13 protein-coding genes are annotated in these 15,381 nt (G+C 53.1%); 10 read left to right on the top strand and 3 right to left on the bottom strand.

Going from position 1 to position 15,381, the window contains the following annotated elements:
* Positions 1–35 precede the first annotated feature (35 nt).
* Positions 36–767, top strand: coding sequence for a CpsD/CapB family tyrosine-protein kinase (locus ACMXYJ_RS21505; RefSeq protein ID WP_415760779.1), 732 nt, complete (start codon positions 36–38; stop codon positions 765–767).
* 44 nt (positions 768–811) lie between these two features.
* Here ACMXYJ_RS21505 and galE read toward each other — a convergent pair whose 3' ends face one another.
* Positions 812–1,789, bottom strand: a complete 978-nt coding sequence (gene galE / locus ACMXYJ_RS21500) for a UDP-glucose 4-epimerase GalE (protein WP_415756814.1) — start codon at positions 1,787–1,789, stop codon at positions 812–814.
* Positions 1,790–2,022: 233 nt separating this feature from the next.
* On the opposite strand from galE, the gene ACMXYJ_RS21495 reads away from it, so the two are divergent.
* The gene (locus tag ACMXYJ_RS21495) at positions 2,023–3,669 is read left to right on the top strand and encodes a phosphoethanolamine transferase (protein WP_415756813.1); all 1,647 of its coding nucleotides are present in this window, start codon (positions 2,023–2,025) and stop codon (positions 3,667–3,669) included.
* 64 nt (positions 3,670–3,733) lie between these two features.
* On the opposite strand, the gene ACMXYJ_RS21490 is transcribed toward ACMXYJ_RS21495, so the two are convergent.
* The gene (locus tag ACMXYJ_RS21490) at positions 3,734–6,352 is read right to left on the bottom strand and encodes a glycosyl hydrolase family 5 (RefSeq protein ID WP_415756812.1); all 2,619 of its coding nucleotides are present in this window, start codon (positions 6,350–6,352) and stop codon (positions 3,734–3,736) included.
* Between the two features lie 5 nt (positions 6,353–6,357).
* Complete coding sequence (locus ACMXYJ_RS21485) at positions 6,358–7,881, bottom strand: O-antigen ligase family protein (RefSeq protein ID WP_415756811.1); 1,524 nt, start codon at positions 7,879–7,881, stop codon at positions 6,358–6,360.
* A 95-nt stretch (positions 7,882–7,976) separates the two neighbouring features.
* Here ACMXYJ_RS21485 and ACMXYJ_RS21480 point away from each other — a divergent pair, with 95 nt between their 5' ends.
* The 8 genes from ACMXYJ_RS21480 to ACMXYJ_RS21445 all read left to right on the top strand — a co-directional run bounded on the left by ACMXYJ_RS21480 (position 7,977) and on the right by ACMXYJ_RS21445 (position 15,347).
* The gene (locus tag ACMXYJ_RS21480) at positions 7,977–9,353 is read left to right on the top strand and encodes an oligosaccharide flippase family protein (protein WP_415756810.1); all 1,377 of its coding nucleotides are present in this window, start codon (positions 7,977–7,979) and stop codon (positions 9,351–9,353) included.
* Positions 9,354–9,487: 134 nt separating this feature from the next.
* Positions 9,488–9,682: a hypothetical protein gene (locus ACMXYJ_RS21475; RefSeq protein WP_415756809.1), complete on the top strand. Its 195-nt coding sequence runs from the start codon at positions 9,488–9,490 to the stop codon at positions 9,680–9,682.
* Positions 9,679–11,148 carry an FAD-dependent oxidoreductase gene (locus ACMXYJ_RS21470; protein ID WP_415756808.1) on the top strand — a complete coding sequence of 490 codons (1,470 nt, stop codon included), beginning with the start codon at positions 9,679–9,681 and terminating at the stop codon, positions 11,146–11,148. Before ACMXYJ_RS21475 ends, ACMXYJ_RS21470 begins: the two co-directional genes overlap by 4 nt.
* Positions 11,149–11,283: 135 nt before the next feature.
* The gene (locus tag ACMXYJ_RS21465) at positions 11,284–11,901 is read left to right on the top strand and encodes an acyltransferase (protein WP_415756807.1); all 618 of its coding nucleotides are present in this window, start codon (positions 11,284–11,286) and stop codon (positions 11,899–11,901) included.
* Positions 11,894–12,850 (top strand): glycosyltransferase family 2 protein, encoded by a 957-nt coding sequence (locus tag ACMXYJ_RS21460; RefSeq protein ID WP_415760778.1) that lies wholly within the window; start codon positions 11,894–11,896, stop codon positions 12,848–12,850. The genes ACMXYJ_RS21465 and ACMXYJ_RS21460 overlap by 8 nt, the downstream gene beginning before the upstream one ends.
* A gap of 8 nt (positions 12,851–12,858) precedes the next feature.
* Positions 12,859–13,383 carry a serine O-acetyltransferase gene (locus ACMXYJ_RS21455; RefSeq protein ID WP_415756806.1) on the top strand — a complete coding sequence of 175 codons (525 nt, stop codon included), beginning with the start codon at positions 12,859–12,861 and terminating at the stop codon, positions 13,381–13,383.
* A gap of 43 nt (positions 13,384–13,426) precedes the next feature.
* On the top strand, positions 13,427–14,404 hold the full coding sequence (locus ACMXYJ_RS21450) for a glycosyltransferase (protein ID WP_415756805.1): 978 nt from the start codon (positions 13,427–13,429) through the stop codon (positions 14,402–14,404).
* 7 nt (positions 14,405–14,411) lie between these two features.
* Positions 14,412–15,347, top strand: coding sequence for a DUF535 family protein (locus tag ACMXYJ_RS21445; protein ID WP_415756804.1), 936 nt, complete (start codon positions 14,412–14,414; stop codon positions 15,345–15,347).
* The last annotated feature ends 34 nt before the right edge of the window (positions 15,348–15,381 follow it).

Here is a 15,381-nt window from a genome sequence, read left to right as displayed (position 1 = left end):
CCGAAAAAGCCGAGCAGCAGACCTCGTCAAAAGCCATGACGCCGACCGCGCAGTCCACAGGCCTGAATGCACTCAGTTATGTGCAAACCAAGGTTGTACCTTTGCGACCCGATCACCTTGAGCGCAACCGCATTGTGGCTTACAACAAAAATTCGAATATGAGCGGGGCGTTCGATCTACTGCGTACACAGGTTCTAAAAATCATGGAGGAAAATGGCTGGCGCACGCTCGCTATCACCTCGCCGACTCCGGAGGCAGGCAAGACGGTGTTGGCTATAAACCTGGCGATGAGTATCGCGCATCACACGACCAAGACGGCGTTGCTGGTGGACTTCGACTTGCGTCGTCCGAAGGTGGGTGAGTATCTGGGTCTGCCGATGGATAAATCGCTGAATGAATTGTTGGCAGATGAAGCTGAACTGCAAGAAGTGCTGGTCAATCCGACCTTGCCGCGCTTTGTGGTCCTGCCGACGCGTGAGCCGATTCCTCTTTCCACCGAGGTGCTGTCATCGCCTGCAGTGAGCCATTTGATTGCTGATCTGCGCGAGCGCTACAACTCACGCATCGTGATTTTCGACTTGCCGCCATTGTTGAGTTCGGATGATGTGATCAACGTCCTGCCCAGGTTCGACTGCGTCCTGCTCGTTGTCGCTAATGGATTGAACAGCAAGAAAGAGATCGAGGAAAGCCTGCATCATCTTGGGACCGCCAATCTGATTGGCACGGTGTTGAACAAAGCCGAGCCAGAAAACCGCTCTTACTACTAGAGCATCACCCGCGGGAGATCGGCGCTATTGGCCAGCGCCGACGCTCAGTGCCAAGGGTACTTCTGTTCCCAGCTCCAGGCGTGCGCCACTATCTGTTCAAGTGAGCCAAATTGCGGTTGCCAGCCAAGTAATGTGTTAGCCAGGCGGGGATCGGCGACAAGGCGTGGTGGATCGCCCGCGCGACGTGGCGCTTCGCTGACAGAGATATCCTGGCCGGTCACGTAGCGCGCGGTATCTATCACTTGCTGTACTGAGAAACCTTGACCGTTACCGAGGTTGAACGCCGTGCTTGCACCCCCTGCCAGCAGATAATCCACGGCAAGCGCGTGAGCAGCAACCAGGTCGACAACGTGGACGTAGTCGCGAATGCAAGTGCCGTCAGGTGTGTCGTAATCACGGCCATAGACGGTGATGGTGGCGCGCCGTCCGGAGGCTGCTTGCAGGATCAGCGGCAGCAGGTGGGTTTCCGGTTCATGGCGTTCACCTAACTGTCCTTCAGGGTCTGCTCCGGCGGCGTTGAAGTAGCGCAGGCAGACCGATTTCAGCCCGTATGCGCGGTCGAAATCTTCAAGCATCTGCTCCACCATCCACTTGCTGCGTCCATAAGGGTTGATCGCGGCCTTGGGATGCTCCTCGTCGATCGGTACATACACCGGGTCACCGTAGACGGCGGCGGTCGAGGAAAAAATGAAGTTTTTAACCCCGGCGCGAACCATTGCCTGGAGCAGCGTCAGGGTGGCGGCGAAATTGTTTTGATAGTACTTGGCAGGTTCAGCGACGGATTCGCCCACCTGTATAAAGGAGGCGAAGTGGAACACGGCATCAAAGTGGTGTCCCGCAAACAGGGCGTCCAGCGCCTGTTCGTCGGCTATGTCCAGCTCGGCCAATGTCCCGCCCCTCAACGCGCTGCGATAACCCGTTGAGAAATTGTCTGCCACCACAAGATCGTGACCTGCACTCAGTAGCTGCTTCACCATGTGCGAGCCGATATAACCCGCGCCACCCACCACCAAAAATTTCATCCTGATCTCCGACTATTGCTGTGCAAGCACAGGTTGCAACGTCAGTGCGATCCGCCTGACCATTACATTAAAGGACAAGTTGGACTTTTCGCTACAAGCTCGCTGGCAATAGCCGAGACTCGCTACGTTTGGAGCGCCAAAGGAGAGAATTTTTCGAACAAGACACAGCGAGCGCGCCAATTGGAGCTACCCTCTGAGGAGGCATTTGGGCATCCTGCGAGAATAATCATCAAATGAAAAATCCTGCCAGAATTATCGATTACTCATTAAAAATATTTAAAGCAGAATGGCCAAATCTAGTGTTGTGGTCATTTCTGCTGTCACCGTTGATTGTTAGAACGCTAACAAACTATCAATACTCTAAAATTGATTTATTGGTCGTTTACACCCTTGGCATGTCGGTGTTGTGGCTGTTGGCAATTAGATTTGTTTCATCCAATCAATTCAAGGTTCACATTTTTTTGTTGCCGTTCTATTTGGTAGCAGCTATTGATCTTTTTTTGGTTTTGAATTTCAACTCGAGATTAACAGCTGCCTATATATTCATTGGCTTGACAAACCATCAGGAGGCAAGCGAATTTTTGCCGACCTATTGGCAACCCATCAGTATCGTTTTGGTGATTTTCATATTTTGCTATGGGGTTGGATTAATAGGCCTGCATCAACGCGAATTATATAAAAACAAGGGAATTTTTGTTCTGGTTGTTAGCGCCTTGCTAGTAGGGTATGGGGCGTATTTTTATAAAACCGTCAAACTTAATTCTTTCGGGAAATCTGCAGTCATGGATCTCCTTGCAAAAGATCAAAGCACGCCAGCCGGTTATTTGTCGCAAGTTGCCTTGACTGCAAATTTGTATTTGGGGACGGAGGAGCTTATCAAGCGCCGTCGGGAATCTGAGGTAAAAATAACCAGCCTGTCGGATCAATCAAATATAGAAACCATTGTTTTTGTAATTGGCGAGTCATCACGGCCGCAGAACTGGTCCCTCTACGGCTATAACAAGGATACAACCCCGAATCTCGGTAAGCAGGCGGGGCTTTTCAAGTTTAATCAGATCTGCACGACAGCCCCCTATACCTCGTTTGCGGTTCCTTCAATGCTGAGCCTCGAGCCTATATCGGATTGGGACGCCATTGCGTCAACGAAGTCATTGGTGAGTATATATCGCGCAGCCGGGTACATGACCTATTGGTTGTCTGTACAAGAGGTTGATAGTTTTGGCGGAATAATTCCACAAATAGCCGCAGAGGCACAATACCGTCAATATTTTGAGAGAAGCTTTGATGGGGCATTGATTTCAGAATATGAAAAGATACTCAATAAAAGCGATACAGGAAAGAAAGCCATATTCATTCATGTCAAGGGTAGTCATTTCGAGTATTCACGCCGATACCCGGAAAATTTCGATAAATTCAAGCCGTCAACAGACAGTTTCAAAGACAAAGTTACCGCGGAATATGACAATAGTATTTTATATACGGACTGGCTGCTGAGTACAATTATTGATCAGTTGAAATCAAGCAAAAAACCATCTGTCTTGGTTTATTCGTCGGATCATGGCGAGAATATGATGGATGACAGTCGAGGGCTCTTGGGTCATGGAATTGGCAATAAATATGATCTCCCGGTTTCGGCATTTATCTGGGCATCCGATAATGTTTCAAGCTCGCAATCGCTCAAGCTTTTAAAGTTGAAGGAAAGAGAGAGTCAGAAAATCAGCGTCTCCTCCTTGCCCCATACGCTTTTAAATATCACCGGGGTTTTCACGAACAAGTATAAAAGTGCGGATGATTTATTGAGCGATGATTTTGTATCGTCGAAATGTCCACATCTGCTCGGCGCAGGCTATGTTCCATCGTTTGATTTTGACGCCCTTTGAATAGCCCTCGCGGAACAACACCGCAAGGTGTTGTTCCATCAGGTTGAGGTCGGCTGCGTATCGCCTAAGGTTGTGTTTGCGTGACGTCTTTTTTCAAGAACAACCAGTTCGACGCCTGCAAGCCGTCGAACTTGATTGTATAGCGGCCATCAAGGTAGGTCGCGGGCAGCTTCTTCATTTGCCTCAGAATGCCGTGGGTGAACAGTGTCAAACCTTGCGGCGCCTGGATGGTTAGCGTGCCCTCGAGGGGCTCAACGTAAAAGGGTATGTTGTCGTTGTCCTGAGGGATCGCACGGGTGCCTAACGAAATCAGTAAATCCTGCGATCGGCTCAAAGGCGCGTCGTCCAGGCTTTGCACTACCACACTGGCGTTGGCGGTCTTCACTTGAACCTTAATGTTGCCAAGGCTGATCGACTCGCCGCCGATCCAGCCGGTAGCGGCCTGGGTGCGCGGCGTATTGATGGTGTAGACACCTTGTTTCCAATTGCGCTTCAGCTCTCCCGTGTCGGTCGTGGACTCGCTGGCATTGGCGTCCAGCAGCGATTGGTCAGGGTCATGAAATTCCTGTGCATTGCTTGGGATAACGCTCTGTTGCAACCAAGGCAATTCCGGCGTCTGCGGCATCGCGATTTCCAGCTTGCCTTTCTCCATGGCTGTGCGCAGGAGAGCAGAGCTGGCGGGTGTGATCATTTGGTTGAACAGGGTTTTTGACGTCGGCGCGAAGACGTAGGTCGTCGTTGCTTCGCGAACGTCTGCACGACGATAAAGCAAGGCGGCGGCGGGCAGGGTGGCCAGCATTGCAGGGTCGTTGTAGGCGTGCCAGTTGTTGGCACTCATCCCTACACCCCCCATGGGTTCCTGGCTGTAGGCATATTGCATCAGTGCATCCCAGCCTTGGTGGCTGGCGGTACCGGCGATATAGAGTGGCAGCGAGTGACGGTCTGGTGTCGGGAAGGGCTCATTGTTCCACTCGGTGACGGTCAAGGGTTTGCCGATCACCTGGCCGGCGGCAATCCAATTCACTATGCCGTCGCTGTAGAGCGGGTTTTTCTCGACCTGTCCCGAGCCACCGTAGCTATGGACATCGATTACGTCGCCGGCAGTAAGGGCCGGCAGGGAGTTCAGGCCATTGCGGCCCCAGCTACTGGTCGTGGCGATAGGGACCTTCACGCCTATTCCACGCAGGTGTTGAATCATGTCGACGTTGAAACGTCGCTCCAGATCGTTAAGGAACATTTTGGAGGGGCCTGGCTCCCAGGAGCGCCAGGTCTGGTCCGCAGACAGATTGTGCTGTTTGGCAAAAGCCTCGGCCTCCGCCATGTAGACGCGGTTGTGCTTCGGCAAATTCTTGTCTGGCAGCAGGGCGTTGCCAAAGTGGTTGGTGACGTCGTTTTCGTTGGTAATCAGTACGGCGGCAATCGCCGGGTCGTCTTTGTAGGCGAGGCCGGTATAGCTGTTTACATGGGTCAGGTAGGCTTCGGCAAAACGCTTCATGGCTTTCTGAATGGTGAGATTCACATAGGAATAGCCCTTCAGATAGGTAAAGTTCTGCTCTTCTTTTGGCAACTCATCGAAGCCATAGATGTTGTCGTTTTCAGTAAAGACTCGCTGGACGTGCAGATCGAGCCACACATAAATGCCTTCGTCTTTCAGGCATTTGATCCACCAGTCGATTTTTTTCAGCGATTCCGGACTCAGTTGCTGGGTGCTGCGCGTCACCCTGCCGTCGCCAAAGATGTTCGGGAAGACCCATGGCGAGTCATGGTGGTGCAGTCGTACAAGATTGAAGCCCAGTGCCGACAGGCGTTTGGCCTGCAGCTTGATTGCATCGTCTGAGGTTTGGAACAGCGCGTAGGCCGAAAGGTTGGTGCCCCAGAAACGCGCCGGAGTGTTGTCGGCGAATTGCAATTGTTCGCCGGAGGCTTTGATGAAGCCGCGCTTGCCTGCAGGTTTTTCCTGTGCGTTGAGAAAGGACAGGTCGACCGGCGAGGTTTTCCAGTCGAGCTTGTCAGTCGGCCAGCTCTTTGGGTTCGACAACCCGAAGCGCTCGGTAGTGGTTGGGCCGACTGCTACATCGCCAGAAACGCTCAAGGTGGCTGTGAAATCCAGGCGGCCAGGTTTGATTGTGTTCTTGTAGAAAAAAGCACGCACCTCGGATTTACTGCCCGGTTCCAAGTACACACTCGCCAGTGCGGGCTCGAAGCGCATTTCGATGCGTCGCCCTTGCGCATTGCCCCAGGTCCAGCCGCGGTTGTCGGGCAGCAACGTGGGCTCGCCCATTTCTCCAGCGAAAAGAGCGGGGTCGAATGTGAAGACCATGCCACCCCCTGAAATGCCTGACTTCCCGCTGTGTGCATCCACGGCAAAATTCCAGGTCAGCTTTTGCTCGTCTTGCTTCTGAATCTGCGCAGCCAAGTCGAAATCCAGCGCTTTGTTTTTGCCTGCAAGGGAGTATCGATAAGGGGTGTTTACCTTGAATTCGGTCTGCAAATACGTCCAGTCCCAGTTGCGCCCAAAGAACGAGAATGTCGTAACAAAAGCCGGGCTGCCGCCACGCTCCAGCATTGGCAGGCCGTTGCGCTCATCCACACTGACGACCCAGTCTGACGCCCAGGTACGAAACGGCCAAATTGCAAAAACCAGCAGGAGCAGTATCTGGGGGCGGCGAGACAACTGGATCATGGGTTCTACCTGAGTTGGAGATGGGCACTCGCCGAGACGGCCGTCGAAGTGTGCTTGAGCCTGCGTGCCATCTGAGCGTAGGCCACGCACAGTCCAGCCACCGACCAATACACCACGGGGATGACCGTGATACTGCTAACGGTAACGATGGTGATCAGGATCCCGATCAGTGTCGCCAGAAGTGCACGTCCGAGTCGGCGTGCCTCATCGTCTTTATTGGGGAACGAACGCATCCCTTTGCGGATGCCCTGCAGGACACTGGTGAAAAAAACCACGAAAAGCGTCAAGCCAATCAAACCGAACGACAGCGCTATGCCGATATAGGTGTTCACGATATCGATGATCCCCTGGCCCTGAATCATGGACTGCATTTCCGGTGTGCTGCGGAAATTGAAAGTACCCAGCCAAGGGTTGCGCTGAATAACGATCAAGGCGTTATCAATCAAGCGCTGCCGGTAGGTGATATTTTCGACTTCCACCGTGCCGATAAACGGTAGCAGATCAAGCACTTTTTGCCCGCCCGGCACGATGGCCAGCAAGGGCAGGGCGAGCGCCCCGGCGGCGGCCAGCAGCATCAGGCGTTTGATTGCTTTACGGCCGGTGCCGATGAACACGACGATCATGACGGCTGCACCGATCCAGGGACCACGCGACAGCGGTGCGTACAGACCACCGGCGAGCAAAAGTGCGCCGAGGCTGCGCTGCAATTTGCTACGGACCTCCTCCTGCAAGTACAGGTAAAAGCCGATGGCCACGCTGATGACGAAGCCCAGCGCAATGGCCTGGCCGGTAGTGGCGCTGGCGCGTAATGAGCCACCACGGCTCAAGTAGCCGGGATCCCATTGCATGCCCATGGCGAAGACAACCCCGCTGTACAGCTGCCAGTGCTTGGCATATTCGAAGAGACCTATAAGCGACAGCACCATGGCGGCGAGTACAAAACCGAACAGAGCGTCCTTGAAGTCGCTGAGGTTCCTCAGCGCCCGGCTGGCAACGTAGTAAGGCAAAAAAACTTCGATGAACATGTAAAGCATTTGGCGCAAGGTGTCGGTGACGGTGGTTTCGCGCAGGAAAAGCAGACTTGTCAGCAGGAGATAGGCAGCTAACAGTTTGTCAGGCCAGGTGCGCCCGAAAGGGACCGTGTCGGCGCGCTTGCGCAGAACCAAAAAAGCCGGAAGCAACACACACAGTGCCAGCACACGAATATGGTTAAGGGCAAAAAAATAGTTGATCAGGCCGAAGCCCGGAATCTCTGCCGTGGCCGGCGGGATGAGAAACAGCAGAAGGAAAAATAGCGCCACGGGATTGCGTTCGCGATTTCCTGCGAAGGTCAAAACGATCGCGGCAATGCCCGCGTACACCCAGAAGCTGTACGACACAAATGCCAGAAGCGTCAATACGAACCACAGATTGCGCCGACGAGTGAAATTACGGTCGGGAATCAGGTCTGCTGCTGGTCGCCGTGCCATGGCAAATACGATGCCAGTAAGGACCAGAATGACGATTAACGCTCGGAAGTGCTCAGGCATGGATGATTGGACTTATTGATTGATGAGCGACGGCTAGTGGAATGGCCAAACGCGACTATAGTTCCTTTTGAGCCATTGAGTCCGGGGATGATGCTATGTCGTTAGTTGATTTGTCGCCAACGTTGGGCCTTCGTAAGCGAGCGATCTCTGCCGGGGCATGGAATTTCGGGGCGCTGGTTACGTCGCAAGCCTTTCGCTTGGGCGGCAACCTGATAATGGCCCGTCTGCTGATGCCGGAGATGTTCGGCATCATGATGATAGCCATCACCGTTTCTCTGGTTCTGCACATGCTTTCCGATGCCGGCTTGCGCCAGAACATCATCCAGAGCCCGCGTGGCGACGATCCGGTGTTTCTCAATACCATCTGGACCGTGCAGATCGTGCGCGGCTTTATCCTTTTTGCTTCGACACTGCTCCTTGCGGCCCTCGCCTGGTATGCACAGACCATTAATCTGTGGTCGCCCAATTCCACCTACGCCGCACCCGAGTTGCCAGTGGTGTTGGCCGTGACCGGTTTCTCGGCAATCATCGTTGGTTTTCAGTCGACCAAAATCGACCTGGCAGTGCGCTCTTTCCAGCAAAAGAAAGTGGTACTCACCGAGTTTGGATCCCAGGTCGTCGGGCTGGTGGTCATGCTGGTCATCGGTTACTTCACCCGGTCCATCTGGTCGCTGGTCATTGCAGGTCTGGTCCAATCGATGGTCAGCACGCTGCTGGGGCATTTCTGGTTTGAGGGCCCTTCCAACCGTCTACAGTGGGAGCGTTCTGCGCTCGATGAATTAGTCGGCTTCGGCCGTTGGATACTGTTGTCGTCGGCAGTGGGCGTATTGGCCATGTACGGTGATCGTGTCTGGTTCGGCGGCAGCATGACGGCCGGCGAACTGGGCGTTTACTCCATTGCCGTGTTGATTTTGGGCGCTGTTCAGCTTGCGTTGCAAAAGATAGTCGGGGCGGTGGCCTTGCCGGCCTTCAGTGAGGCCTCAAGAACCAATGACACCGTGCGGCTCCACGCTTTGTATTACCGCTTGAAATTGATGCTCGATCTTGCCTGCCTGTTTCTCTGTGGGCTGTTCCTGACCGGCAGTCCCCTGCTCATCAGCATTTTGTACGATGAGCGTTACGCTCAGGCCGGCAACATGATGGCCATTCTTTCACTCTCTTTTTTCACAATGCGCTACATGCTGGCGAATCAGGTCTGGATTGCCTTGGGACACACCAAGTACCAGGCCATCGATAACATTATTCGCGTGGTCTCGTTGTGGGTGCTGCTGCCTCTGCTGTTGGCGATTGGCGGGGTCAAATATGCGATTTGGGGCGCTGCCCTGTACACGTTCCCTACGCTTATCCTGGTTTTTTATGTCAATTGTCGTCTGGGGATGTTCAGTCTCAAGCGTGAATTGGTGGTGCTGCCTATGCTGGCAGTGGGGGCATTGTGTGGGGAGTTATTGACGGATTTTGTTAAATGGCTTTGATCTGTTTCTCGTGATGTTTCCAAAGCTGTGGCACAGCGTCGCCATTGAGTATTGATGGCCGTCGCCAAAAAAGTGTGGCCTTGATGTGTGGTTGAAATTTCCAACGTAATCTCGGTGTCGTGGAGCTTTGAATCATGAGAGAAACTGATTTGAATACCTCTGTGATGGGGCGCAGAAGCTTCCTCCAGGCTTCTGCTCTATTGAGTCTTGGGGGACTCGTGTTCGGATTTTCCAAAGCGGTTGCCCGGCCTTCTGCTGCTAAATCCGAGTTTGTTGTCATCAACGGATGGGTGCTGCCTGCCCAGCATTTTCGGCAAACACACGCATGATCAAAGACTACCAATCGCAGAAAGAACTCCGCGACCACTATGACGTCTGCATCATAGGTGGGGGGCCAGCCGGCATTACCCTGGCCTTGCGTTTAGCCGGTAATGGTCGGCGTGTGGTGCTTGTCGAGGGTGGCGGGCACGAGTATTCGCCGGCCTCGCAGAACCTCTACACCGTCTCATCGTCAGGCCTTGAGATGTACGCTCATGAAACACGCCTGCGTTATCTTGGCGGGACCTCCAATCACTGGGCCGGGCGATGCCGTCCATTCGAACAGTCGGACTTTACCGTGGGCCCTCCGGTGCCCGTGCCGGGTTGGCCCATCGCGTTTTCCGAGATCGAGCGCAATCTGTCGGCGGCCATGGATATTGTCGATCTTCCGCCGCACTCCGGGTTCAAGGCTATCAATGCGACTTTGGACGGCACCGACTTTGACGCCGATCGCTTCCTGTTAAGCCCACCGACACGATTTGCACAAAAATATGCCAGGGAACTGAATGAGACCGAGGGGCTGGATGTCTTCATCCATTGCAATTGCGTCGATCTTGAGTTCGACAGCAAGACCGGCCGCATAGCAACGATAGTCGTCTCGGACTACGAGTTGCATCGAGAGCGAGTCACGGCAAAGCAGTTCATTCTGGCGACAGGCGCGATCGAGAATGCCAGGCACCTGCTCAACAGCGAGTCCCTGGCAGCTGGCGGTATCGTAAGCAAGGATGGTTTCGTCGGTAGATGCTTCATGGAGCACCTGAACGTCGAAATGGGAACCTTCATCCTGAACGACGGGCAGGGTACAGACGCTCGGAAGGAGTACTTCACGACCGATGCATTCGTGATGGAGCACAAGTCAGGTAAAGGGAATGTGACGGCCTCGCTTGTAGCTGAAGTGAAATCCTATGGGCGAATGGCTGCCATCAAGAGCTTTTTCGAGAACCTCGTTTGCGAGGTGGGTGCGGAGCGCAAGGTTGAATTTATTGCCAAGTTCGATTGCCCTGGAGATGGGGTGCTCGGCACGCTGATCGAGCAGTTTCCTAACCCTGATAGCCGAATCTCATTGCTCGACGAGCGAGATGCATTGGGGATGAGGAAAGCAAATATTCATTGGGAACTGACCCCGGCAGACAGAAATACCGTCAAGTCCATAGGGCTCGAGGTGGCAAAGTGTTTTGCCGAGACAGGGTTGGGCTTTGTCAAGCTGGAAGAGTACGTTTATGACGTCGATTTGCCACTGAAGCTCAATCCCCATGCTCATCATATGGGGACCACACGCATGGCGACTTCGCCTGAGTTTGGCGTGGTCGACGAGAACTGCAAAGTGTTCGGTGTCGAGAATCTTTACGTTGCGGGCAGCAGTGTTTTCGCTACAGGTGGTGCCTGTAACCCCACGATGCCTCTTTTGCAAATTGTTTTAAGGCTGGCGGAACATCTTAACCATCAGATGGGGCCCGGGGTGGGCAGATACTCATGAAGGGGGGAGCATGTGTGGATTATTTGAGTGTTGGATTTTAGGGAAGCGTCTACTCTTAGGGTAGTGGTAATGAAGAATCAGGGTGTATCTAACCTTGGCACAAGTGTCTATCGCTAAATTATTGAGGCTGACAGGATGATTGGTCTACTAAAACGTACGATTGCTTATATTGCAAAAACAACGGGGTATGGGACCCCGCTCTATAAAAAATTCTGTAAACCGGACGGCTATGAATGGGCTAAACATATGGTTCGGTGGGGGGGACTGCACTCCATCGGTAAAGGCGTATGGATCAATCCTGCTGCCAACATACCTGACCCTTCACTAGTACGACTCGGAAATAATGTAGGTTTATCGTGTTGCACGCTGTTCGGCCACGATGGAGTAGTCGGCATGCTCGAGGTGGTCTTTGATAGAAAACTTGATTCTGTCGGTCCTGTCGACATTCTTGATAATTGTTTTATCGGCTATGGCGCCATGATCTTGCCGCGTGTGACTGTTGGCCCTAATTCGATTGTCGCAGCCGGTTCTGTAGTCGTAAAAGATGTCCCGCCTGGGGTGGTGGTTGCGGGTAATCCAGCCAAGGTTATTTGTACGCTGGAAGAGGTGTTGGCTAAAGTCGAAGAGCGTGCCGCCGATTATCCGTGGATGGACCTTATCAGGCAGCGCAATGGTGTATACGACCCGGCATTTGAGCCGATGCTTATAAAAATGAGAGCGGAATACTTTTTTGGCGCGCAACCCAATGGTTAGTGCTCCCCTTGACGTGTTGGTAGTTAATTACAATACAGCGGAGTTGTTGCAACCGATGTTTAATGCGTTACGCCAGTCAAATAGCGTGGATCGCACGCGCTATTTGGTGGTGGATAATGCCTCTGTCGATAATTCGTTGGAGTGCCTGGCAACTATTTGTCCAGAGGCATTGCAACTCGCCAATGAAAATAATGTTGGCTTTGGGCGTGCCAATAATCAATTGGTTGAACACTTGCAGGGCAAATATGCGTTGCTCCTCAATACCGATGCCTTTGTGGCTGCGGATACGCTGAGCAAGACGCTCGACTACATGGAGACTCATCCGGATTGCGGTGTCCTCGGCGTTCGGTTGGTTGGACGAGAGGGTGATTTACAGCCCTCCTGTCGCTATTTTCCAACGCCGTTGAATGTCTTCCTTTCGCATACAGGGCTTGAACGCTTTTTCCCTGTGGTGAAAAGAGTCGACGACATGGCCTGGGATCATGCTTCGGTGCGTGAGTGCGACTGGGTGCCCGGGTGCTATTACCTGATCCGCCGTGAAGTCATCGACCAGGTTGGCTTGTTCGATCCGCGCTACTTCCTTTACTTCGAGGAGATAGATCACTGCAAACGCGTTAAACAGGCAGGCTGGAAGGTCGTTTACTACCCGCATACCACGGTGGTGCATATCGGCGGTGAAAGTGCCAAGTCTGTTGACAAACTCACTGCGGGTAATCGTCAGTTACCCACGTTACAAATTGAAAGTGAGCTTTTGTACTTCCGCAAGCACCACGGTCTACCTGGTTTGGCCTCACATATGCTACTGGTGAGTCTGGGTGATCTGATTGTCGCGCTCAAGGCGCTAGTGAAAGGCCGCGGTCGGGCCGCTTTAGGGGCGTGTTGGCAGCATACTCGTGTGACCTGGGCGTTGCTGCGTGATACCAAATTCGCTAGCCAACCAACACGGTAGAGCCAGTTATGTTCGAAAACATACGTGCGGATTTACGTGCATACGCCGGAGATTGGGGGGCTCAGGGATTTTGGGTGATGGTGGTTTATCGCTTTGGGCGCTGGCGTTACGGTGTGCGACCGGCACTGTTACGCAAGTTGTTCTCCTTTATATACAAAGTGCTCTTCAAACTGGTGCAGATCGTCACCGGTATCGAGTTGCCGTGTGAGGTGGTGGTCGGGCGCAACTTCGTCATCGATCATTTCGGCGGAATCATCATCAGCGGCTATGCGCAGTTCGGCGATGATTGCCGTATTCGCAATGGCGTCGTCGTGGGCCTCAAGAATGTGAGTGAGCCGATTGCTCCGGTGATGGGTAACAATGTTGATATCGGGGCAGGGGCCAAGGTGCTGGGCAATATCCGCATTGGTAACAATGTCGTGATTGGTGCCAATGCTGTGGTGCTGACCGATGTACCGGATGATTCGGTGGCAGTGGGCGTGCCTGCGACTATCAAGAAAAGGAAGTACGCAGAGTCGAGGGAATTCTCATGAACCACCCGATGGATTACTTCAATTGCGTCGCTGAGTGAGCGCCATGGCTATGGGGATGGGTGTCGTTGTTATCGGTCGCAACGAAGGCCTACGGCTTGAGCGTTGTCTGACTTCCCTCGTCGGTTCGGCGCAGAAGGTCGTTTATGTCGACTCTGGATCAACGGACGGGTCAGTGCAGATGGCACTGAGGCTTGGGGTCGAGGTGGTCGAGTTGGACATGACCATTCCCTTTACGGCTGCGCGTGCGCGCAATGAAGGATTTGCCTGCATACAACGCTTATTGCCGGCGATGCGTTATGTGCAGTTCGTCGACGGTGATTGTGAGGTTGTCGGCGGTTGGCTGCCCCGGGCGCAAGCCTTTCTTGATACACATCCTGACGTCGCGGTGGTCTGTGGACGGCGCCGTGAACGTTTTCCGCAGCACTCGGTTTACAACTTGCTGTGTGATTTCGAATGGGATACGCCGGTAGGTGAGGCCAAGGCATGTGGTGGCGATGCGCTGATGCGGGCTGACGCCTTCGCCGAAGCGTCCGGGTTTCGACCTGGCCTTATTGCCGGGGAAGAGCCTGAATTGTGCGTACGTCTGCGTGGGAATGGTTGGAAGATCTGGCGTCTGGGCGAGGAAATGACCTTGCACGATGCAACCATGATCCGGTTCGGGCAATGGTGGCAACGTACCCTGCGCGGTGGTTATGCCTTTGCCGAGGGTGCATTTTTACATGGGGCCGCACCGGAGCAACATTGGTTGCGTGAGTCGCGCCGTGCCTGGTTCTGGGGATTGGGTGTCCCGCTGGCGACTGTTATTGCGAGTTGGGTGTTGGGATGGTTTGGGCTGCTTGTGCTGCTGGTCTATCCATTGCAAGTCGTGCGCCTTGCCCGAAGGGGCGATAGATCCACGCGCGAAAACTGGCTGCGGGCTTTCTTTCTCGTGCTGGGGAAATTTCCCGAGATGCTCGGGCAAGTCAAGTTTCTACTGAACAGATTCGGCGCCGGCAAGACGGCGTTGATCGAATACAAGTGAGACTGATATGAATAATTGGGTGATATTAAAGAGCGTGTTTTTTTTACACGCCGGGTATTCCTTAAGGGCATTGAATAATAAATTTAAAATGTTGGTGCTGGTTGCAAAAAACTGGACCGAGCTAAAGTTGTTTTGCGGGCGTATGTCGAACGCCCTGGGCAAGTCCGGTGTTGAGAAATTAGGTGGGGATTGTGTAGGCGTTGTTCATTGGCCATACATCAGTAAAAGCTGGAGCCCAAAGAACAAACTTAGTGTGTTGGCTTCGCATTACGAAGTGGTTACCAAAAGCTGTCCGCAGCTATTGCTGTTGGGGCGAAGTGACAGCTTGCTGCTGAGTGATTTGTCGGAGTTTGCGGCTGGCTGTTCCCTGGTGCTGGATCGTCCCTTCTGGTTTATGCGTGAAGGGGAGTTGGTACTGAACTTGTTTCAGGGGGATCTGCGCATCGCATCAATAGCCTTCACCTTGTGTCGCACGGACACTGAGTTATGTATTTTTATCGGCGCCGTTCAAGGGATACACAAAGGCGTCGAGAGTGAACTGTCGTTGAGTATCTACAGGGACCTGACAAAAGACTTTGAAGGCCTTCGGCCAAGAAGCTTTCTGATCGAAGTTATTAAATACATTGCCATTAATATAGGTGTTGAAAAGATTTATGCGGTAGGGGATGGGTATCGCCACCATCGTCATCCGTATTTTGGCGCCCACAAAGCTCTGGAACTGGCGGCAAATTATGATGTGATCTGGTTAGAGCATGGAGCGACTCCATCAGAGCGCGAAGATTTTTTTGAGATTCCGATGATGCTGTCCAGGAAACCGCTCGACAGTATTGCTTCGAAAAAACGTGCCATGTACCGCAGGCGCTATGAGTTGCTGGATGACACGTTTAAAAAGATAGACAGCGTGTTGATAGGCAGTTATAGCAGCAGCCGTGTGGCTAGTTGACGTTCCTGAGACCTGTACTACTGTGGGATTACTT

This window comes from Pseudomonas arabinosi, assembly GCF_047758675.1.
GTDB lineage: Bacteria > Pseudomonadota > Gammaproteobacteria > Pseudomonadales > Pseudomonadaceae > Aquipseudomonas > Aquipseudomonas arabinosi.
The sequence above is the reverse complement of the archived record's forward strand: the minus strand, read 5'-3'. Positions and strand labels throughout refer to the sequence as shown.